22 protein-coding genes and 4 tRNA genes are annotated in these 18,771 nt (G+C 31.2%); 14 read left to right on the top strand and 12 right to left on the bottom strand.

The window, feature by feature from the left end:
- The 3 genes from EDC58_RS03555 to EDC58_RS10305 form a co-directional block, all read right to left on the bottom strand.
- Positions 1 to 582: a PAS domain-containing protein gene (locus EDC58_RS03555; RefSeq protein ID WP_123352124.1), complete on the bottom strand. Its 582-nt coding sequence runs from the start codon at positions 580 to 582 to the stop codon at positions 1 to 3.
- Between the two features lie 12 nt (positions 583 to 594).
- Positions 595 to 969: a hypothetical protein gene (locus EDC58_RS03560; RefSeq protein WP_123352125.1), complete on the bottom strand. Its 375-nt coding sequence runs from the start codon at positions 967 to 969 to the stop codon at positions 595 to 597.
- Between the two features lie 198 nt (positions 970 to 1,167).
- Positions 1,168 to 3,780, bottom strand: coding sequence for an ATP-dependent Clp protease ATP-binding subunit (locus EDC58_RS10305; RefSeq protein WP_123352126.1), 2,613 nt, complete (start codon positions 3,778 to 3,780; stop codon positions 1,168 to 1,170).
- A gap of 173 nt (positions 3,781 to 3,953) precedes the next feature.
- On the opposite strand from EDC58_RS10305, the gene EDC58_RS03570 reads away from it, so the two are divergent.
- The 9 genes from EDC58_RS03570 to EDC58_RS03610 are packed head-to-tail and all read left to right on the top strand — an operon-like array spanning position 3,954 to position 10,821.
- Positions 3,954 to 5,213, top strand: coding sequence for a S41 family peptidase (locus EDC58_RS03570; protein ID WP_211325218.1), 1,260 nt, complete (start codon positions 3,954 to 3,956; stop codon positions 5,211 to 5,213).
- Between the two features lie 9 nt (positions 5,214 to 5,222).
- Positions 5,223 to 5,930 carry a phosphoribosylaminoimidazolesuccinocarboxamide synthase gene (gene purC / locus EDC58_RS03575; protein ID WP_123352127.1) on the top strand — a complete coding sequence of 236 codons (708 nt, stop codon included), beginning with the start codon at positions 5,223 to 5,225 and terminating at the stop codon, positions 5,928 to 5,930.
- Positions 5,927 to 6,169 (top strand): phosphoribosylformylglycinamidine synthase subunit PurS, encoded by a 243-nt coding sequence (gene purS, locus EDC58_RS03580; protein WP_123352128.1) that lies wholly within the window; start codon positions 5,927 to 5,929, stop codon positions 6,167 to 6,169. Before purC ends, purS begins: the two co-directional genes overlap by 4 nt.
- Positions 6,166 to 6,834, top strand: coding sequence for a phosphoribosylformylglycinamidine synthase subunit PurQ (purQ, locus tag EDC58_RS03585; protein ID WP_123352129.1), 669 nt, complete (start codon positions 6,166 to 6,168; stop codon positions 6,832 to 6,834). Before purS ends, purQ begins: the two co-directional genes overlap by 4 nt.
- Positions 6,831 to 7,931, top strand: a complete 1,101-nt coding sequence (locus EDC58_RS03590; protein WP_123352130.1) for a M23 family metallopeptidase — start codon at positions 6,831 to 6,833, stop codon at positions 7,929 to 7,931. Before purQ ends, EDC58_RS03590 begins: the two co-directional genes overlap by 4 nt.
- On the top strand, positions 7,928 to 8,902 hold the full coding sequence (locus EDC58_RS03595) for a hypothetical protein (protein ID WP_123352131.1): 975 nt from the start codon (positions 7,928 to 7,930) through the stop codon (positions 8,900 to 8,902). Before EDC58_RS03590 ends, EDC58_RS03595 begins: the two co-directional genes overlap by 4 nt.
- Complete coding sequence (locus EDC58_RS03600) at positions 8,886 to 9,587, top strand: lysophospholipid acyltransferase family protein (RefSeq protein WP_123352132.1); 702 nt, start codon at positions 8,886 to 8,888, stop codon at positions 9,585 to 9,587. Before EDC58_RS03595 ends, EDC58_RS03600 begins: the two co-directional genes overlap by 17 nt.
- A 39-nt stretch (positions 9,588 to 9,626) precedes the next feature.
- Positions 9,627 to 10,013 (top strand): fluoride efflux transporter CrcB, encoded by a 387-nt coding sequence (gene crcB, locus EDC58_RS03605; RefSeq protein ID WP_123352133.1) that lies wholly within the window; start codon positions 9,627 to 9,629, stop codon positions 10,011 to 10,013.
- Entirely contained in the window at positions 10,006 to 10,821 is an 816-nt protein-coding gene (locus EDC58_RS03610; protein WP_123352134.1) for a M90 family metallopeptidase, read from the top strand. Before crcB ends, EDC58_RS03610 begins: the two co-directional genes overlap by 8 nt.
- Here the strand turns inward: EDC58_RS03610 and EDC58_RS03615 are convergent.
- Both EDC58_RS03615 and EDC58_RS03620 read right to left on the bottom strand, forming a co-directional pair.
- Positions 10,814 to 11,572: a sulfite exporter TauE/SafE family protein gene (locus EDC58_RS03615; protein ID WP_123352135.1), complete on the bottom strand. Its 759-nt coding sequence runs from the start codon at positions 11,570 to 11,572 to the stop codon at positions 10,814 to 10,816. The genes EDC58_RS03610 and EDC58_RS03615 overlap by 8 nt on opposite strands.
- A 10-nt stretch (positions 11,573 to 11,582) precedes the next feature.
- Complete coding sequence (locus EDC58_RS03620) at positions 11,583 to 11,990, bottom strand: rhodanese-like domain-containing protein (protein ID WP_170151106.1); 408 nt, start codon at positions 11,988 to 11,990, stop codon at positions 11,583 to 11,585.
- Positions 11,991 to 12,091: 101 nt separating this feature from the next.
- Here EDC58_RS03620 and EDC58_RS03625 point away from each other — a divergent pair, with 101 nt between their 5' ends.
- The 5 genes from EDC58_RS03625 (at position 12,092) to EDC58_RS03645 (ending at position 13,405) form a co-directional block, all read left to right on the top strand.
- On the top strand, positions 12,092 to 12,964 hold the full coding sequence (locus EDC58_RS03625) for a LysR substrate-binding domain-containing protein (protein WP_123352137.1): 873 nt from the start codon (positions 12,092 to 12,094) through the stop codon (positions 12,962 to 12,964).
- Between the two features lie 91 nt (positions 12,965 to 13,055).
- Positions 13,056 to 13,131, top strand: a tRNA-Lys gene (locus tag EDC58_RS03630).
- A 5-nt stretch (positions 13,132 to 13,136) separates the two neighbouring features.
- Positions 13,137 to 13,212 (top strand) — tRNA-Glu (locus EDC58_RS03635).
- Positions 13,213 to 13,249: 37 nt separating this feature from the next.
- A tRNA-Val gene (locus EDC58_RS03640) sits at positions 13,250 to 13,325 on the top strand.
- A gap of 3 nt (positions 13,326 to 13,328) precedes the next feature.
- Positions 13,329 to 13,405: transfer RNA gene (locus EDC58_RS03645), tRNA-Asp, on the top strand.
- Between the two features lie 395 nt (positions 13,406 to 13,800).
- Here the strand turns inward: EDC58_RS03645 and EDC58_RS03650 are convergent.
- The 7 genes from EDC58_RS03650 to EDC58_RS03675 all read right to left on the bottom strand — a co-directional run.
- On the bottom strand, positions 13,801 to 14,169 hold the full coding sequence (locus EDC58_RS03650) for an FtsZ/tubulin family protein (RefSeq protein ID WP_123352138.1): 369 nt from the start codon (positions 14,167 to 14,169) through the stop codon (positions 13,801 to 13,803).
- Positions 14,166 to 15,353 (bottom strand): PcfJ domain-containing protein, encoded by a 1,188-nt coding sequence (locus EDC58_RS03655; RefSeq protein ID WP_123352139.1) that lies wholly within the window; start codon positions 15,351 to 15,353, stop codon positions 14,166 to 14,168. The genes EDC58_RS03650 and EDC58_RS03655 overlap by 4 nt, the downstream gene beginning before the upstream one ends.
- A 33-nt stretch (positions 15,354 to 15,386) precedes the next feature.
- A complete protein-coding gene (locus tag EDC58_RS03660; RefSeq protein WP_123352140.1) occupies positions 15,387 to 16,544 on the bottom strand; it encodes a PDDEXK-like family protein in 1,158 nt (385 codons plus the stop codon).
- 12 nt (positions 16,545 to 16,556) lie between these two features.
- Positions 16,557 to 17,423, bottom strand: coding sequence for a helix-turn-helix transcriptional regulator (locus tag EDC58_RS03665; protein WP_123352141.1), 867 nt, complete (start codon positions 17,421 to 17,423; stop codon positions 16,557 to 16,559).
- 43 nt (positions 17,424 to 17,466) lie between these two features.
- Complete coding sequence (locus tag EDC58_RS10145) at positions 17,467 to 17,652, bottom strand: hypothetical protein (protein WP_211325219.1); 186 nt, start codon at positions 17,650 to 17,652, stop codon at positions 17,467 to 17,469.
- A complete protein-coding gene (locus EDC58_RS03670; RefSeq protein ID WP_211325220.1) occupies positions 17,634 to 18,248 on the bottom strand; it encodes a patatin-like phospholipase family protein in 615 nt (204 codons plus the stop codon). The genes EDC58_RS10145 and EDC58_RS03670 overlap by 19 nt, the downstream gene beginning before the upstream one ends.
- Before the next feature lie 80 nt (positions 18,249 to 18,328).
- On the bottom strand, positions 18,329 to 18,771 hold a 443-nt coding region (locus tag EDC58_RS03675; protein WP_211325221.1), incomplete at its 5' end, for a hypothetical protein.

The following is an 18,771-nucleotide window of genomic DNA, read 5'->3' on the forward strand; positions in this document are numbered from 1 at the left end:
TTATCCCTTTTGTAAATCAAAAACTAATTTTTGATATTTATCGATTACATTTTCGTCGTTTGCGTTAAGAAGTTTTTTTAGAAGTTCGTAGCTTGCACTAATTCCGCCCGTTTTTTCAGCTTCTACAAGCTGTCTGTAAATATCGCTCATAACTTCAATTGCTTTTCTTGGAGGTTTTTTTCTAAAAGAAGTATAACTCACTATATTTCCGTTCAAATCCAAATCCGGCGTAATATAAGCAAAAACCCAATAAAAACCACCGTCTTTTCTTAGATTTTTTACAAATCCGAAAAATTCTTGTTTGTTTTGTATCAAATCCCAAAGAATCTTAAAGGCGATTTTCGGCATATCGGGATGACGAATAATATTATGGTTCGCACCGATAAGCTCGAACCTACTCCATCCCGCCATCTCTACAAAAATGCGATTACAATAAATAATATACCCTTTGGTATCGGTTTTAGAGACGATAAAGTCGTTATCACTCAAAACTTTTTCTTTATTTATTAATTTCTTAGGAGCGTCAAGCTTCGAAAGCCTTTTTCCCGCTTTTAGTTTTTCAGCAATTTTTTGCTCATTCATCCTTTATTCCTTTTACATCGGTTTGAATACACTCAAATACACCATGAACATAAACACCAAATAACTTAACCAAAACATAATTTCAAGAGCTTTTGAAGATATAGTTTTTTTCTTAAATACTACAAAAGCCAAAACCAAGTTTTCAATCATTAACAAAATGTCAAAACTTAGCTTTACATGAAGCCAAATACCAACTTTAGCAACATTCGGATTTAAAAGCATCATTTTCGTTCCCACACCTAAAACCGCAACCATAAAAAAAAGTGACAATAACGTAAAGATAACTTTGTCTTTAGTGTCGTTTTGAATTGATTTAATCAGCAAAAGCAAAAAAACCACCCAACTAATAACAAACAACAAATGCATACCAAACAAACCGAAATACATACCTACTCCTTTAATTACGTTTTTAATATCGTCAAATTAATGTAAAATTAAAGTTAAATATCTGTATTTAACCCCATTAAAGTGCCGTTAAAGTGCCGAAGGTTAAAAATTTTACCATAAAATGAACAAAAATTCATAAGAAAATTTTACTATAAGTGTCTGATACTATAAATTAATAACAAAAAAAGAAGCAAGGGATTATTTAGGGTCCCTTGCAACTTCAACTCCGTTTACTTTTACGATAATGTTATTTTCATCTACGTCGAATTCGACTTTATCGCCTTCTTTTACTTTACCTTCAAGGATAAGTTCCGCTAATTTATCTTCCACCACTTCAGCAAGCGCTCTTTTTAGAGGTCTTGCACCGAATACCGGATCAAATCCGACTTCCGCGATAAAATCTTTCGCTCTATCAGTAAGTTCAAGATCGATATCTCTTTCAGCAAGTCTGCTTTTAATTTTTCTAAGCAAGATATCGACAATTTGTTTAACTTGCTCTTTTCCAAGCGGATTAAATACCACCACTTCATCAAGTCTGTTTAAGAATTCCGGTTTCATTCTTCTTTTTAGCTCAGCCCAAACCGCTTCTTTTCTTGCGTTAGGGTCTTTGATTTCCATAATAATATCGCTTGCAATATTACTTGTTAAGATAATAATTGTGTTTTTAAAGTCAACAGTCACACCTTTATTATCTGTAAGTCTACCGTCATCAAGTACTTGCAATAGGATGTTAAATACATCCGGATGTGCTTTTTCTATTTCGTCGAATAGAATTACGCTATACGGTTTTCTTCTAACGGCTTCGGTTAATTGTCCTCCTTCTTCATATCCTACATATCCAGGCGCCGCACCGATAAGTTTTGATACGCTTATTTTATCCATATATTCTGACATATCGAATCTGATAAGCGCTTTTTCATCGTCAAACAAGAATCTCGCCAATGTTTTAGCGGTTTCTGTTTTACCAACCCCTGTCGGTCCTAAGAACATAAAACTACCGATTGGTCTGTTCGGATCTCCAAGTCCGGCTTTATTTCTTTTAATAGCTCTTGCGACCGCCGCAACAGCTTCGTCTTGTCCGACAACCCATTTTTTAAGTTCGTCTTCGATGTGTAAGATTTTTTCGAGTTCGCTTTGTAACATTTTATTAACAGGAATACCTGTCCATTTACTTACAACATCGGCAACCGCTTCTTCATCAACCGCATTTTTAAGAAGCGTACCTTGTTTTTGCATTTCTTCCCATTTTTTCTCTAATTCTTCAAGCTCTTTTCTAAGCTCTACGATTTTGCCGTATTCAATTTCTGCGGCTTTATGGAAATTACCTTCTCTTTTTGCAATTTCCGCTTCGTTTTTAAGTTTTTCGATTTGTTCTTTAATTTCGGCAATTTTTTTAAGAACTCTTTTTTCTTCTTCGAATTTAGCTTCGAGTTTTCTTTTCTCTTCTTCAAGATTTGCGAGTTCTTTTTCGATTTCTTCTATTCTTTTTTGAATTTTTTCTTTATTTCCGGCACTTTCAAGTTCAAGTTGAAGTGCTTCTTTTTCAACCATTAATTGTTCGATTTCTCTTTTAATTTTTGCAAGTTCAAAAGGCTCGCTTTCGATTTGCATTCTAATTTCAGCCGCCGCTTCGTCAATCGCGTCGATCGCTTTATCCGGCAAGAATCTATCCGTAATGTATCTGTCAGTAAGTTTTACAGCTGCGACAATCGCTTCGTCTTTAATCAATACATGGTGATGCGCTTCAAGTCTTTCTCTAAGACCTCTTAAGATTCTAATCGCTTCGTTTACACTCGGTTCGTCAACTTTTACAGGTTGGAATCTTCTTTGAAGCGCCGCGTCTTTTTCGAAATATTTTCTATATTCTTTTAATGTCGTCGCACCGATAGTTCTAAGCTCTCCTCTTGCAAGTGCAGGTTTTAAGATATTTGCAGCATCCATACTACCTTCACTCGCACCCGCCCCTACGATTGTGTGAATTTCGTCGATAAATAATATAATGTTAGGATTCGCTTTCACTTCATCGACTACCGCTTTTAATCTGTCTTCGAATTCACCTCTATATTTCGCACCCGCAATAAGTGCCGTCATATCAAGCGCTACTATTTTTTTGTTTTGAAGACTTGTCGGTACTTCTTTTTTAACGATTCTTTGAGCTAAACCTTCTACAAGAGCTGTTTTACCAACTCCCGGTTCACCAAGTAAAATCGGATTGTTTTTAGTTTTTCTGATAAGAATCTGAGTCATTCTGTTAATCTCTTCATCTCTTCCGATTACAGGATCAAGCTCACCTTTTCTCGCTTTTTCAGTCAAATCGATTCCGTATTTGTTAAGTGCGTCAAGATTTTCATCCGCACTTTTGCTTTCGATTTTTTTATCCCCTCTTATTGCTTCAAGGGTTTTTTTAAGTTCCATTAAATCTACGAATTTACCAAGAGTGTCTTTAAACATATCAAGGTTTGCCATAAGCCAAGTATCAACGGCAATAAATTTATCTCCCATTCTTGTTGCCAAAGCTTCCGCATTTTGAAGACTTTGGATAAGCTCTCTTCCGATTCTGATTGATTCTTTTGTAATATTATCGACTTTCGGAAGTCTGTCAACCGCACTTTTTACTTCAAGCTCGATAGCTACTTTATCAACACCCATTTTATTTAGGGCTTGATTAAGTACGGTATTCGTATTTGTTAAAAGCCCCCATAATACATGTAAAGGATGTACTTCAGGGTTTTTATTATGAAGTGCAAGACTAAGCCCGCTTTCAATCGCTTCCATCATTTGATTAGTTAATTTTTCGAATAATTTTTCCATATTCTCCTCCTTAAAAGTTTTAGTTGCTGTAATTATATCAAGTTTAGTCATTTTATGTCAAGGTTATTAAATTGTTTTTTTTACTTTTAATTAAAAAAATATTAAGATTTGGTATATTTCTTGATTTTTCACTACCTTTATAATAGAATTTCAAAAACCCACAAGGAGATTGCTTGAAAAAATTTGTTTTAGCCCTGTTTGTTGTAGTCTCATTACTTTCCGCAAGAGAATCTCAACAAACAAGACTTGCCGCATATGAAAAATTCGTAAAAGTCGTCAATATGATTGAAGCGTATTATGTCGACGACATCAACACTACTACTATTATTAATAAAGCTCTAAAAGGTTTATTACCGGAACTTGACGCACATTCAAGCTATCTTGATAAAAAAGCGTATAAAGAACTCAAAATTTCAACAAACGGAGAATTCGGAGGATTAGGTATCGTCGTAGGTATGAAAAACGGAGTTTTGACAATTATCTCTCCGATAGACGACACACCTGCATATAAAGCGGGACTAAAAGCCGGAGATATTATTCTAAAAATCAACGACAAAGCAACTATTGATATGAGTCTTGATGAAGCGGTAAGCCTAATGAGAGGAAAACCGGGTACGAAAATTACCCTTACTATCGTTAGAAAAGGACAAAAACCTTTCACCGTAACAATCACAAGAGCTATCATCAAAGTAAAATCGGTAAAAGCGAAAGATTTGGAAAATTACCCAAAAATTAAATATATAAGAATCTCATCTTTTGATAAAAACGTCGTACCAAGCCTCAAAAAAATCCTTGCGAATCTTAAAAAAGAAGGAAAAGAAGGAATAATTATAGACCTAAGAAACAATCCTGGAGGTTTATTAAATCAAGCGGTAGGAACTCTTGATTTATTTGTAGACAAAGGAGTTTTGGTATCTCAAAAAGGTAGAGTAAAAAGCGAAAACGAAGTATATTACGCTCATAGCGCAGGAACATATAAAAATATTCCTATAGTCGTACTTGTAAACGGTGGAAGCGCAAGTGCGAGCGAAATCGTAAGCGGTTCTTTACAAGACCACAAAAGAGCGATTATCGTAGGTGAAACTACATTCGGTAAAGGAAGCGTTCAAGCAATTCTTCCGGTTAATAAAAACGAAGCGATTAGACTCACAGTCGCAAGATATTATTTGCCAAGCGGAAGAACTATTCAAGCAAAAGGCGTAACACCTGATATTGTCGTTCATCCTGCAAAAATTCAAAAAGAAGAACCTGCGGAACTCATCAAAGAAGCGAATCTAAAAGCGCATCTAAAAGCCGAACTTGCAAAAATAGAACATAAAAAAACAAAAAAAGAAAATCCTAAGAATTTACAAAAAATTAACGGTGATTTGCAATTATTAACGGGTGCTGATATTTTAAAAGCTTTAATAATCCAAAACGAATCGAAAAAATAAGGAGCTGATATGGAATTACTTTATGAAGGAAAAGCCAAGAGAATATACAAGACTGATAATCCTAACGAAGTTATCTGTGAATTCAAAGACTCTTTAACGGCGTTTAACGGAGAAAAAGCTTCTCAAGAAGCCGGAAAAGGAGCACTTAATTGCGCTATTACGACTTTAATTTTCGAAGCGCTTGAAAAAGAAGGAATTCCGACTCACTTAATAAAACAAATAGACGAAACAAAACAACTTGTAAAAAAAGTAGAAATTATTCCTATCGAGGTGGTAGTAAGAAATATAGCAGCAGGTAGTCTTGCTAAAAGATTAGGATTAAAAGAAGGTGAAAAACTCCCTTTTACAATCGTTGAGTTTTATTATAAAAACGACGACCTTAACGACCCTTTAATCAACGACGACCACGCGATGATTTTAAATCTTGTAGATAATAGAAAAGAACTTGACCTTCTTAGAGATTACGGAAGAAAAGTTAATGATTTTCTAACTAAATTCTTTGACAAAGTGGGATTAATTTTAGTAGACTTTAAAATCGAATTCGGAAAAGACGAAAACGGAAATATTATTTTAGCGGATGAAATTACACCGGATTCTTGTAGATTATGGGATAAAAAAACAGGTCAAAAACTTGACAAAGATTTATTCAGATTCAATCTCGGAGATATCAAAGAAGCATATACCGAAGTATTAAATAGACTAAAGGAAGTAAAATGATAGTTGCAGTAAACGTACATCTTAAAAAAGGCGTATTAGACCCTCAAGGAAAAGCGGTACATCACGCTCTTGAAACTTTAGGATTTAAAAACGTAAACGACGTAAGAGTAGGAAAACAAATTCTTATTGATATAGATACTGACAACAAAGAAGAAGCGATTAAAGAAGTTGAAGAGATGGCAAAAGAGCTTCTTGCAAATCCTGTTATCGAAAATTATGAAATCAAGGTTAAAGAATGAAAGTAAGTGTAATCGTTTTTCCCGGTACGAATTGTGATAGAGACACGAAATGGGCTTTTGAAAAACTAGGAGCTAAAGTCGAGTTTGTTTGGCATAACGAACACGACTTAAAAAATCCGGATTTAGTCGTATTACCGGGTGGTTTTAGCTATGGTGACTATTTAAGAAGCGGTGCGATTGCAAGATTTTCCCCAATTATGAACGAAGTAAAAGATTTCGCAAAAAAAGGCGGATACGTTCTTGGAATTTGTAACGGATTTCAGGTACTCGTAGAATCTCATCTATTGCCGGGTGCTTTGACAAGAAACGATTCTTTGCATTTCATATCAAAATATCACCATTTAAAAGTAGTAAATAACAATAATAAATTTTTAAGCGAACTAAATGTGGGAGATATCGTAAATATTCCTATAGCACATGCTGAAGGAAATTATAAAGTTGACGATGATACTTTAAAGAAAATGTACGATTCGGAACAAGTTTTGCTAAAATATTGTGACGAACACGGAAACGAACTCAATCCAAACGGCAGTGTTGACGCAATTGCCGGAATTTGTAACGAAAACAAAAACGTTTTCGGCCTCATGCCGCACCCTGAACGTGCGATGGAGAGTATTTTAGGAGGCGAAGACGGAATCAAAATGTTAAAGGGCTTTTTTAAATGAAAAAATTTTTACTGATACTTTTAGTACCGATTTTCGCACTTGCTTACAAAGTGGATATAAAAACATGGGGTCATAAAGACACGTTTTATGACTTCTTAAAAAACAACTCACTTCCTGTAAGCATTTATTACAACCTACCAAGTAATTTAAAAAGAAAAGTCAGAAGACTTCCAATAGGCGAAAAAATATTTATTTTAAAAGATAACAATATTCTAAAACAAGCGTTAATTCCTTTAAACTCAAAAGAACAACTTCAAATAATTAACAACAACGGCAAATACATAACAAAAGTAGTTCCAATTATATATGACACCGAAATCAAAAGTGCCGATATTACTCTTAATAATTATTTAAGTTATGATATTTATAAAACTACCGGCATTAGAAAGCTTTCTTCAAAACTTATCAATATATTCAGCGATAAAATTAATTTCAGACATATTCCGAAAAATACAAAAATAAAAATCATTTATGAAGAAAAAACAAGATTCGGTGAAGTTAAAGACGTTAAAATTTTATATGCGAATATAAAAAACAAGCAATTCAACTATCAAGCTTTTTATAATCCTTACGACGGTAGATATTATGATGAAAAAGCGAGAAGTTTAAGAGGTATGTTTTTACCGGCCCCACTTCATTACAAAAGAATTTCATCTTATTTTGGAAGAAGATTTCATCCTATTCTTCATAAATGGAGAATGCATGACGGTATTGATTACGTAAATAGAATTGGAACTCCTATTCACTCAGTAGCCGACGGAAAAATAATTTATAAAGGCTGGGTAAGAGGATATGGTAGAGTAGTAAAAATTAAACATGCAAACGGATATATCACTCTATACGGACATTTACACGGCTGGCCAAGAGGTCTTCGTATCGGTCAATGGGTAAGACAAGGACAAGTAATAGGATATCTCGGAAACAGCGGGCTTTCCACAGGACCTCACCTTCACTTCGGAGTTATGCATTACGGACATTGGATAAATCCGCTTAGAATCAGAAAATCTGCAAAAATCACTCTATGGGGTAAAAGAAGAAAACAATTTTTCAGTTACATTAAAAAATTTGAAAACGAATATCAATTAGCGAGCAAATGAGAAAGTTAGTTTTTCTTCTTTTTTTCACTTTTTTATTTGCAAAAACAGATGCAATAATTAAATTTGAAAACATAAAACCTTTTTATTATCAAAATCAAATTGCTAATTTCAATATCAGAATAGCCCTTTCAAAAGCAAATAATTTAACTATAATTCCACCAGAAAATATGGAAGTAAATCTTACTAAAAAAAACGACTACTTATATATTTTAAATTTAAAAACAAAAATCACTCCGCAAATTCCTAAAGTTATTTTAATAGGTCGAAAATTTTATAAAGAGCTAGATTTAAATAAATATATCAAAGTTAGAACATTAAATTCACCTAATAAAATGTTTTGCGGAGTGTTTGCCGATAACTTGGTAGTAAAAAACCCTATAGCCGCAAAAAACGATGAAAACTCGACTATTTTATCATTTGATATTTTTTGCAAAAATTGTAATATCTCCGATTTCAAACTACCATACGAACAAAATATAACTATAAGAGATGCTAATTCGGCGTCTTATTACGTAATTCTTCCGAAAAACCAAAAAAAATTGACTTTTTACTATTTCAACACTCAAACAAATACTTTTAATAAAATAACGATACCGATAATTTTAAAAGACGAAACGATAAGCACTCAAACAAATATTAACCCTGAAGAAAACAACTTTTTCACACCTATAAACATTTTAATATTATCATTAATTGCATTCACTCTTTTGATTTTTATTATCTATCAAAAAATTTGGCTTTTGATATTCCCTATTCTTCTTTCCGCACTTCTTGTGTATCCTTATATTCCAAAAGGAAGCGTCACACTTCCTAAAAACACAAAAGTATATATCTTACCGACTAAACAATCCACGGTCATTTATATTACTCACCAAAGAAGAAAAGTAGAAGTACTTAAAAAATTAAAAGGTTATATTAAAGTAAAAATTAACAACAAAATCGGATGGGTGAGAGATGAAGATACTAAATAGTATTATTTCCATATTCAAAATAATAATTGGAGCTCTCTGCGTTTTTATTACGTCGATACTTTGCGGTATAAACCCAAAAAACGAACTTTTTTATAGAAAAACTTGCTCCAAAATCCTCACTAAAATGTTCGCAAAAGAGATAATAATAGAAGGCAAACTTGACCCTGAAGCGCAGCTACTTATAGGAAATCACACTCACAATATGGATATCGCTCTTATGGAAACGATAATCCCCGAAAAACTTATCTGGGTAGCAAAAAAAGAGCTTGGTGAAACCCCCGTTATCAAATATATGCTCACCAAAACAGATATGATTTTGGTAGATAGAAACAACAAACGCTCAATCCTTCAAATGATAAAAGAGATAAAAGAACGAACACAAAGAGGCTTAAAAGTAGTATTGTTCCCGGAAGGAACAAGAAACAAACTCGATCCGAAAAAAATGATAACCTGGAAAAACGGAGTTAAGGGAGTTGCTGAAAAACTGAATTTGAAAGTACAACCTTTTGTAATTATAAATTTACCTTTCGCATTTAAAAAAAATCCTTTTAGAATAGAGCCTCAAACGATAAAAGTAATTTTTCTTGACAGCTTCTACCCAAAAGACAACCCGAATTGGTATGAAGAAACAAGAAAAAAAATGCAAGAAATACTCGATAAAGAGTATCAAAAACTTAATAATTAATTAATATTAAAGATTTACACTAATAAAAAAAGGAGATTTATGAAATTCGATACCTATCTTGCAATCGGAATCGGCGGTTTTATAGGTGCGATTCTTAGAGCTTATACTGCCGGACTTGTTAACGGAATAATTAAACACGACATACCTTTTGGTACCCTTGCCGTGAATTGGATCGGAAGTTTTACATTGGGATTATTAATCGGACTGATTCAAATGAACGTGATCGAAAATCCATATCTAAAATCACTTCTTACTACGGGTATGATGGGAGCACTTACAACTTTTTCAACTTTTGCTATCGAAAGCTTCTTTTTATTTAAAAACGGGCTTATTATCGAAAGCTTGGTATATATCACATTAAACGTAATCGGTTCTATAGTTCTTGCCGCTGCGGGATTTAAAGCGGTTAGCGCTATTTATGGATAATTTCAAAAACTTTCTCTTGCTCCTTTGGGGAGCATTTTTTGTTTTTATTATTTTTCAGATAATCTCTCATTTCAGATATTTACAAAAACTAAAAAAACTAAAATCGACTCCATTGCCCCAAAATCTAAAAAAATATATCGAAAATCTACCTCAATACCAAAAACTAAACGAAAAACAAAAAAGAATTTTAGAATATAAAATTCAAAGATTTTTGCTTGAGAAAAATTTCATACCCGTAAATATAAACCTCAACGACGAAATAAAAACTTTAATAGCATTTTATGCATGTCTGCCGAGTATTGCATATATTGATTTTTGTTACCCTAATCTAAAAAATATATACATCTACCCCCACCCGGTAATCCTAAAAAATCTCCAAAATGGCTATGTGGTACAAGAAGAAGAAATCATAGAAGGTGAAGCAACCGGCGAAAACGTTATAATTGCTTGGGATGAAGCAAAAAAAGAGATTCATCACCCAAATTTCAGAAATGTAATTATCCACGAATTCGCTCATCAGCTTGACGCCGCAGACGGAGTAATTGATGGAATACCACCGATTGAAACATCCAAATACAACGAATGGGTCAAAATAATGTTCGGAGAATATAAAAAATTCAAACAAAAAACGTTAAAAAATAGATTTTTAGGCAAATTTTCTCTAATTGACAAATACGCGGCCACAAACGAGGCCGAATTTTTCGCAGTAATGAGTGAGTACTACTTTATGAAACCTCAGATTTTAAAAAAGCATTTTCCGGATATTTATAAAGAATTAAAAAATTTTTATAAAATCGAATTCATATAAAATAACCGATATTTTCCAAGAAAATAAAAACTGCCATTGCCATTGTAAAGTATGCAAATATTTTCCTTAACTTTTCTTGATTGAGATGTTCTCCTATGTACGCACCGATAAACCCTCCAAACACTCCTCCAAGCACGAAAATCGCACTAATCAAAAAATCGATTTCTCTTTTTTCAACTATATAACTCGTCATACCGAATAATCCGTACATAAAAATAATAAATAAAGACGTCCCAACTGCCTCTTTCATAGACAAATTTACTCCCAAATAAAGAGCCGGCACAAGCAAAAAACCACCTCCAACACCGAAAAGTCCGCTCAAAAACCCTACTATAAACCCGAAAAACAATATCTTTAGAATATTTTGTGTATCACTTTTAACATTTTCGATATTTCTTTTTTTTAGCATTCTAAAACCGATATAAAACATCAAAAAAGAAAACATTATAAGCAATAGATGTCCGTTGAGTTTTTTATTTATTAATGAGCCCAAAAAAGTACTTAGAATTCCTGGTGCCGCCATTAAAAACGCCACTTTAAATCTGACTAAATTTTGTTTCATATACGTAATTGACGATATCAATGAAGTAGCCCCTACGGCAATCAAAGAAGTCACAATCGCCAAATGAATATTTATCCCTACCAAATATACAAGCAAAGGCACGGCCAAAATCGAACCTCCTCCGCCTGTCAAACCTAAAGCAAGACCGGATAACAATCCGCTTATCAATGTAAAAACATACGTATGCATTACTGAGTCTTTAAGGTTTTACCGCATCGGCAAAAGCCGCAATACCACCCTCAAGAGATTTGGCACTCTCTATACCCAAAAGATGCAAAAACGCCGTAGCAACAATAGTTCTTGCTCCGCTGTGACAACTAATAATAAGCTCATACCCTTTGTCTTGATACTCAAGTAGTTTTTTAATATTCTCTTCTTCAAAAAGTTTATTTAAAGGAATATTGATACTATCTTTGTATGTATAACCCACAAGCTGAGTCTCAAATTCCGTTCTTATATCCACAATTAAAATTTTTTCATTATTTTTTATCTTTTCAAGTACTTTATCAACACTTATCCTACAAGGCTTTTGCTTTAAAAAATCTTGATCGAAATGCTTAAAATGTTCATTTATCGTATTTAATAATTCTATATTTATACGATTCATTATCACTCCTATTTTTTTGAAGAGCATTTTATTTAATCAGTTTAGTTTTACAAAATTAAATATTTTAAATAAAATAATTAATATTTTTAATAAGGAACACCATGACTTTAAAAGAAATTGAAATATTCCTCATGCTTGCAAAAACACAAAACGTTACAAAAACAGCACAAATACTAAACCTTTCGCAAAGCGCAGTTTCACTTGCTATTAAATCTTTAGAAAACAAACTAAACACTAAACTTTTCAACAGAATCGGCAAAAAACTTATATTAAACGAAAACGGCAAACTTTTCAAAGAAAAAACAGAAAAAGCCTATTTTGAAATTATAAGCGCTGAAAATTTATTTAAGACGAAAAATTTAAGCGGTGAGCTTATTTTTAGTGCGAGTAAAACGATAAATAATTTCCTTTTACCTCCAATTTACTTAAAATTTATCCACAAATATCCAAATATTAAACTAAATAAAAACTCGAAAAACTCTAAACAAATAATAGAGGAATTACTACAAGGAAAAATCGACTTCGGATTCATCGAAACGGAATTCGACCATCAAGATATCATAAAAGAAGAACTAAAAAAAGATAATCTTATAGTAGTCAGCTCGGATAAAAACCTAACAAAAAAAGAATATTTTATAGACGAGCTTTTAAATAAACTGTGGATATTAAGAGAAAAAGGCTCGGGTACAAGAGATATGTTTTTAGCAGGAATAGAAGATATAAAAATAGACAAATTTATAGAAAGCGATGATGTTTGCGAAATAAAAAACCTACTCCTATCACCAAACACGATAACCTGCATTTCAGAACTCGCAGTTAAAAACGAAATTAAAAATAAAACGTTATATAAAATAGACGTAAAAAATATAAATTTCCAAAGAAAATTTTATCTTATCTATCATAAAAACAAAGAAATAACTCCTATTTTCAGTACCTTTATCGAGTTTATAAGAAAAAATATAAAAAACTCATAATTTTTTCTATTTTTTCCCAAAAAGTATTGACATTAAAAAAGTTTTTCTCTATAATTTCAATCCACAACGACAAGTTGTGAAACAAAGAGCTGACCCGTTAGCTCAGTCGGTAGAGCATCTGCCTTTTAAGCAGAGGGCCGCTGGTTCGAATCCAGCACGGGTCACCATTTATGTCCCCATCGTCTAGTGGTCTAGGATACCGCCCTTTCACGGCGGCGACACGGGTTCGAATCCCGTTGGGGATGCCACCTCTTAATAAAAAATCCCATTTGATAAATTGATGTTGGTCGCTTAGCTCAGCTGGGAGAGCACCAGCCTTACAAGCTGGGGGTCGCAGGTTCGAGCCCTGCAGCGACCACCATGCGGAGCCGTAGTTTAGCTGGTTAGAATGCCGGCCTGTCACGCCGGAGGTCGCGGGTTCGAGTCCCGTCGGCTCCGCCATTACTTCAAAAACTCCGTAATTTCGTATCTTTAAAAAATCAACGAGGTAAGTGTCAGTCGTTTTTTAGTTCATTTTCTACAAACTTACAATTAAATTCATAATCAAATTAATCATTAATTATTTTTCATTTGGATGTGATTGCGCAATTGTAAAGTCAAACTTATTAATGTTGCAAATTTATTTCCATCATATTGATATCATATATTTTTAAACTGCACTGACACAAATCAAAACTCTCAAAAAGTATTTTCTCTTTAAAAATTGTATTCTCGGCAATGTCAAAAAATTCAACATTTCCTTCCAAGTTATAATCAAGTTATAATCCCGTAAATTCATACTTTTGATAAAATCTTTTGTTCTGTATTATCTTTTCTTTAAATCTTTCGTTAAAGCATCACAAATTTTTACAAAAAAAGTTTTCATTTTTTATTCCTGTAAAAATTAAATTAATTTCTATTTCTTTATTTTCTGTTGTTTCACTTCCGAATATAATATCAGCGTCTTTGTCTGAAATTTCATAAATAAAATCCATAAACTTTTCAATTTCACTTAGAGGTAAATCATAGCTTATTTTAAATTTCACGATTACACCTTTTGGATTAAACCTGGAATTTTTAATCTTTTCTATACACTCATCCATTTGAGTGCATTTTATGGTTTTAACAAACGCAAACCCTTCATGAGAAAACACTACATCCAAATCATTTGTATCGATATTTATATCGTTATCGTTTTTAATATTTATTATTTCACTTATTTTCATATCGCCTCCTTAAACTCTTCAAAAAATTTTTCAATCACTTTATAATCTTTTTCATTAATATTTGAATTTGCAAAACCTTTTGCTTCGACAATAAATTTTTTTTGCTTATCGAAATTAACAGCATATTTTAATTTTCTTCCTTTAAACACACCAAAAATTAAATATCTTTTATTATGAACATTTGTATACATTGATAGACAGTTTCTCAATTCATTACCGTAATTTTTTAGTTCAATTGAATTTTTGGGGAGTTTGAAAACAAATTTATCAAATTTGAATTTCACAGGTATGGAATATTCATATTCACAATAATCAATTGTATTCATTAACGTATCTTCAATACTTTTAAAATAACGCTTTATCGGATGGTTTAAAAATGTAGCAATATAAAACATGAAAATGTTATATTCAAAAGCCTTTTTCAAAAACTTCACAATTTCTTTTTGTTCAAATCTCCTTAAAAAATTTATAAATTTCTCAATACTTTCTATATCAATACTAACAACTCCGTCATACTCACAAGAAAGAGATATTAATTCTCTTTGATAATTAATATCATCAACCGCCCTTAAAATCAATATATCAATTATAGGATTGTAAGCAAGATGATAAAGCTGTTTTTTATACTTTTCATAAATTGCTTTTTTAACTGATTTAGAAGAGTCTTTAAGAAGTTTTTCAAAAAATTCTTCTACCGAAATATCCTCATCATATACACTCCACAATAAAACTTCAGGATCTTTAACTTTTATAATTTCTAAAACTCTTCTACTCTCAAGCTGTTTTAATAACTTAAAAACTCTTTTTCTCTCATTCCACAACCCTAAAAATTTCAAATATTTTTCAACAATAGTGGCAATTTCATCATAATAAAAATCAAACTTTTCTCTAAACTTTTGGCTTAATTTGATTTCTTTATTTATTAAAATTGCTAATCTTTCTTTTTTAAACATAATTTTTTCATTAAAAACAGGATATTCAATAAAACACTCGATTCCATAATTTGATTCTTTTAGTTCGTATAATTTAGGGTTGAGTTTCTTAACGTCTTCATAAGTATAAAACTTCTGATTACCGCATTTTGGACATCTATTTTTATCGACAAATTTGTTACCACACTCGCAAAAGTAGTGATTTTCGATTTCAGCAGGAGATTTTGGAAGAGTTAAATCGAAAGATTTCATTATTCCCCCTTTTTTGAGGGAATAATACGCTTTTTATTGCTCTATTGTGACGAGTTTAATAATCTTTTCTATAATATTATTTTCACCATTTTTTAAAACTTCCAAAGCAAGCTCTTTAAAAGCATATTTAGATACAAAGTTATAAGGCCATTCAGGACAAATTAATTTATTGTTTTTTTTATTTTCAATACATAATTTATCTATATATTTAGAATTTTCATTTTTTTCAATTATAATATTTAAATCAGGAATATTTTTTAGTTTATCTAAGACTTTATAGTTAATTTCATCAATTATTTTAGCTAAGACTTCACCAAGTTTCTCTTCTTCAATAATTTTTTGACATTCTTCATCATTTTTTACATATTTCTCAAATTCATTTTTATTTTCAATAAGAGTTATTAAAACTTCTCTATGTTCTTCTTTTAATAAATAATCTTTCAAGTTCATAATATTTTCCTCCTCACCCAAAATTTTTTTTACAACTTTAATATATTGTTTTATAGCCTCACTGAGGTTTGTAATGTTTTCAACTTCTTTTAAATTTTCCTGCATCCATTTAAATATTTCATCATAAGAGATGCATTTTATTTTGGCTTTTATTTCACCATTATTTTCCAAATAACCGTTTTTAATTTCATAATTATCCAAACTGTATTTTGAAGGGAAACTTTTATTTTTTGTAAGGTATAAAACAAAAATATCTTCCGGTTTCAAACTATCCTCGTTTTCTTTATATAAACATTCAACATATTTAAAAATTTGAGCCTCCTGATCTCCAGCTCCAATCTTGTTTTCCAAAATAATATGTTTTTTACCGTTTGTCATATAGATATCAATTCTTCCCTGTCCCTTGTCAACACAATTTCTTACAAATCTTTCCGTAATAACATTCCAATTATCAATATTAAACGGTATATCCAACGTTCTAAAAAAATTCTCTAAAAAAATTTTTCCCTGATAATGACTGCCGTCAGGATTTAAAAATTCGGCAATTATCTTTGAATGTGTGTTTTCATCATCAAACCCTTTTAAAAGTTCAATATAATTGAAATCGTTAAAACCTCTTAATTTCATCTCTTCTTTTTGTTTTTTGAATTTTTTGAGTAAGTGACATACTTCTTCAAGTTTTTTATTTTTTACTTGACGATATTTTTTCAAAAAATCACAAATTTCTTTTATATCACTCATAATTTCTCCTTTTCATTTATACAAATACTCTTTTATCTCTTCTTTAATCTTATCATCAAGCCATTTTGGCTCAATCACTTTAATCTGTGGCAAAAAGCTTTTAACAAATCTTTTTATCTCCATTTCGTGAGTAATTTTAATCTCAAAAATACTTCCGTCAGGCAGTTTTTCAATCTCTTTTTGGGTAGGGTTTAAAGGAATTCTTTTTAAATATTTACTTGCCCATTCATCTGCTTTCAAGACAACTTTAAAAGGTTCTTTATTTGGCTCAAACCAAACATTTATTGCGTTATCGAGTTTTTCAAGAAAAGTAGGAGATATTTCAAAACTCTTTTTTAAAAATTTTAAATTTTTAATTGATTTTAAATGAAATGTTTTATATTTATCTTCATCAAGCGCCAAAAGATACCAATACCCTTCAAAATTTGCTATTTTAAGTGGCTTTACTTCATATTCATATCCGTTATCATAAGTAAACTTAATCATCCTTTTTTGTTTAATAGCATTCTCTATTAAATTAACATTTTCGATATAATCGCCAATATTTTCAATATGAAGTTTCATGTAAGTTGAGAGTGAATTTTGCTTGATAGTTTTTATAAAATCTTTAATATCATTATAAAATCCGGCTTCTTTAGCAAAATTTTCAATTGCTTCAATTGCTCCGGTTATTTCAGGATTTTTATTTGCAAGTCTAAATTTTCTACCGACTTTTTCAATTGAAAATCCTGCATCGGGAAGATATTCGTTTAAATATCTACTCGCTGTCCTATCTTTAATTCCATATTCTTCTATTAATCCTTTTATTGTAACATACCCACCGCTATAGAGAATATTTAAAATTTTAAGAAGATTTCTTAAAGTATCTTTTGTTCTCATCCTTTTCCTTTTTTTATACAATAATACAGTACATTATGTCATATTATGGCAGGTTTTGCATTAATAATCCTTTTCCACACTCTTTTATTTCTTTATATTTATGAAAATGATATGTTTTATATTTTTTCGTATCAGGTTCAAGTAAAATAAGTCTTTTATTTTTATCCAAATTATTTATTGATTGTTTAGTTTGATTATAAATTAAAATTCTTAACGATTTTTCAAACATATCGAGACATTTTTTGTTTTAATGGAATTTTGGGGAAGACTCGTAGAAAAAGAGTTTTTACCAAGCACGTCAACAGCTATAATATTATCTAAAGATGCTTCTTTGACACCTAAATTTTGAGTTAAAAATCCGTCAACATATATTTCATTATTTATTTCCTTTTCTTCAAAAACTCCCGGAATAGCCATTGTGGCAAGCAAAGCATCTTTTATTAAAATATCATCATCTTTAGTAAACACTTTACACTCGGTAGTACGTAGATTAGTTGCAATAATTTTTAAAGGAACAGTAGTGTCTTTTATTTTTTTATTACCAAAAATTAAATCGAATATCTTTTCAATTTTGTCAGTCTTTATTATTGCATTACCGCTAAGAGAAAATTTTATCCAATTAAAAACATTAGAAAATTCTTTAATTATTTCGAAAATAGCTTTTTCTTTCATACCTATTGCAATGCCCGCACTAATAATACCACCCATACTCGTACCGATTATTTCAGAAGGAAATAACTTATATTCCTCCAAATCATCTAACACACCTAAATGTGCTATACCTAAAGCTCCACCTCCACTTAAAACCAAAGAAAAGTTTTTCATATATTTCCTTTCTTAAAAAGCAAATAAATTAACTTTAATTTTATAATAGTTTATTAAAAAGTTATAAGCACTTTTTCATTTTATTTTTCCTTTACTAAACTTGTATTGAAATCACAATAAAATGGATTACTATCACTGTCATTTGGAGAAGAAAAAACACCTCTACTAAGTTGTTTATTAAATTCATAATATAATTGTTTACGATTATTATTGTTAAATACAATATTTTCAATATATTTAATTGAAATAGGGTCATATTCCCAATAATTCCAAAAATATTCATTACAATATACAAGTCTACTTGTTACTTTCTCAAGCTCATAAGCCTTTTCTTCACTTCCGTCAAACTCCTTTAATATTTTTTGAAAAGCTTTTGCCATTTGAAACGATACAGCAATAAAAGCGGGATTATGTGATAGGTTACACCTTTTTGCATCAGGTCTGAAACGACATATACTCGGTTTGAAATTTAATATCTTAATCTCCACATCATCTCTTATCCCGTTATTATTCGAATCAATCC

Source organism: Caminibacter pacificus (assembly GCF_003752135.1).
GTDB classification, from domain to species: Bacteria; Campylobacterota; Campylobacteria; order Campylobacterales; family Nautiliaceae; genus Caminibacter; species Caminibacter pacificus.

Excerpts from the sequence above, each read along its gene's own strand:
- EDC58_RS03555 (WP_123352124.1), bottom strand. The coding sequence starts at position 582 with ATGAATGAGCAAAAAATTGCTGAAAAACTAAAAGCGGGAAAAAGGCTT.
- EDC58_RS03560 (WP_123352125.1), bottom strand. The coding sequence starts at position 969 with ATGTATTTCGGTTTGTTTGGTATGCATTTGTTGTTTGTTATTAGTTGG.
- EDC58_RS10305 (WP_123352126.1), bottom strand. The coding sequence starts at position 3,780 with ATGGAAAAATTATTCGAAAAATTAACTAATCAAATGATGGAAGCGATT.
- purC (WP_123352127.1), top strand. The coding sequence starts at position 5,223 with ATGGAATTACTTTATGAAGGAAAAGCCAAGAGAATATACAAGACTGAT.
- purS (WP_123352128.1), top strand. The coding sequence starts at position 5,927 with ATGATAGTTGCAGTAAACGTACATCTTAAAAAAGGCGTATTAGACCCT.
- purQ (WP_123352129.1), top strand. The coding sequence starts at position 6,166 with ATGAAAGTAAGTGTAATCGTTTTTCCCGGTACGAATTGTGATAGAGAC.
- EDC58_RS03590 (WP_123352130.1), top strand. The coding sequence starts at position 6,831 with ATGAAAAAATTTTTACTGATACTTTTAGTACCGATTTTCGCACTTGCT.
- EDC58_RS03595 (WP_123352131.1), top strand. The coding sequence starts at position 7,928 with ATGAGAAAGTTAGTTTTTCTTCTTTTTTTCACTTTTTTATTTGCAAAA.
- EDC58_RS03600 (WP_123352132.1), top strand. The coding sequence starts at position 8,886 with ATGAAGATACTAAATAGTATTATTTCCATATTCAAAATAATAATTGGA.
- crcB (WP_123352133.1), top strand. The coding sequence starts at position 9,627 with ATGAAATTCGATACCTATCTTGCAATCGGAATCGGCGGTTTTATAGGT.
- EDC58_RS03610 (WP_123352134.1), top strand. The coding sequence starts at position 10,006 with ATGGATAATTTCAAAAACTTTCTCTTGCTCCTTTGGGGAGCATTTTTT.
- EDC58_RS03615 (WP_123352135.1), bottom strand. The coding sequence starts at position 11,572 with ATGCATACGTATGTTTTTACATTGATAAGCGGATTGTTATCCGGTCTT.
- EDC58_RS03620 (WP_170151106.1), bottom strand. The coding sequence starts at position 11,990 with ATGAATCGTATAAATATAGAATTATTAAATACGATAAATGAACATTTT.
- EDC58_RS03625 (WP_123352137.1), top strand. The coding sequence starts at position 12,092 with ATGACTTTAAAAGAAATTGAAATATTCCTCATGCTTGCAAAAACACAA.
- EDC58_RS03650 (WP_123352138.1), bottom strand. The coding sequence starts at position 14,169 with ATGAAAATAAGTGAAATAATAAATATTAAAAACGATAACGATATAAAT.
- EDC58_RS03655 (WP_123352139.1), bottom strand. The coding sequence starts at position 15,353 with ATGAAATCTTTCGATTTAACTCTTCCAAAATCTCCTGCTGAAATCGAA.
- EDC58_RS03660 (WP_123352140.1), bottom strand. The coding sequence starts at position 16,544 with ATGAGTGATATAAAAGAAATTTGTGATTTTTTGAAAAAATATCGTCAA.
- EDC58_RS03665 (WP_123352141.1), bottom strand. The coding sequence starts at position 17,423 with ATGAGAACAAAAGATACTTTAAGAAATCTTCTTAAAATTTTAAATATT.
- EDC58_RS10145 (WP_211325219.1), bottom strand. The coding sequence starts at position 17,652 with ATGTTTGAAAAATCGTTAAGAATTTTAATTTATAATCAAACTAAACAA.
- EDC58_RS03670 (WP_211325220.1), bottom strand. The coding sequence starts at position 18,248 with ATGAAAAACTTTTCTTTGGTTTTAAGTGGAGGTGGAGCTTTAGGTATA.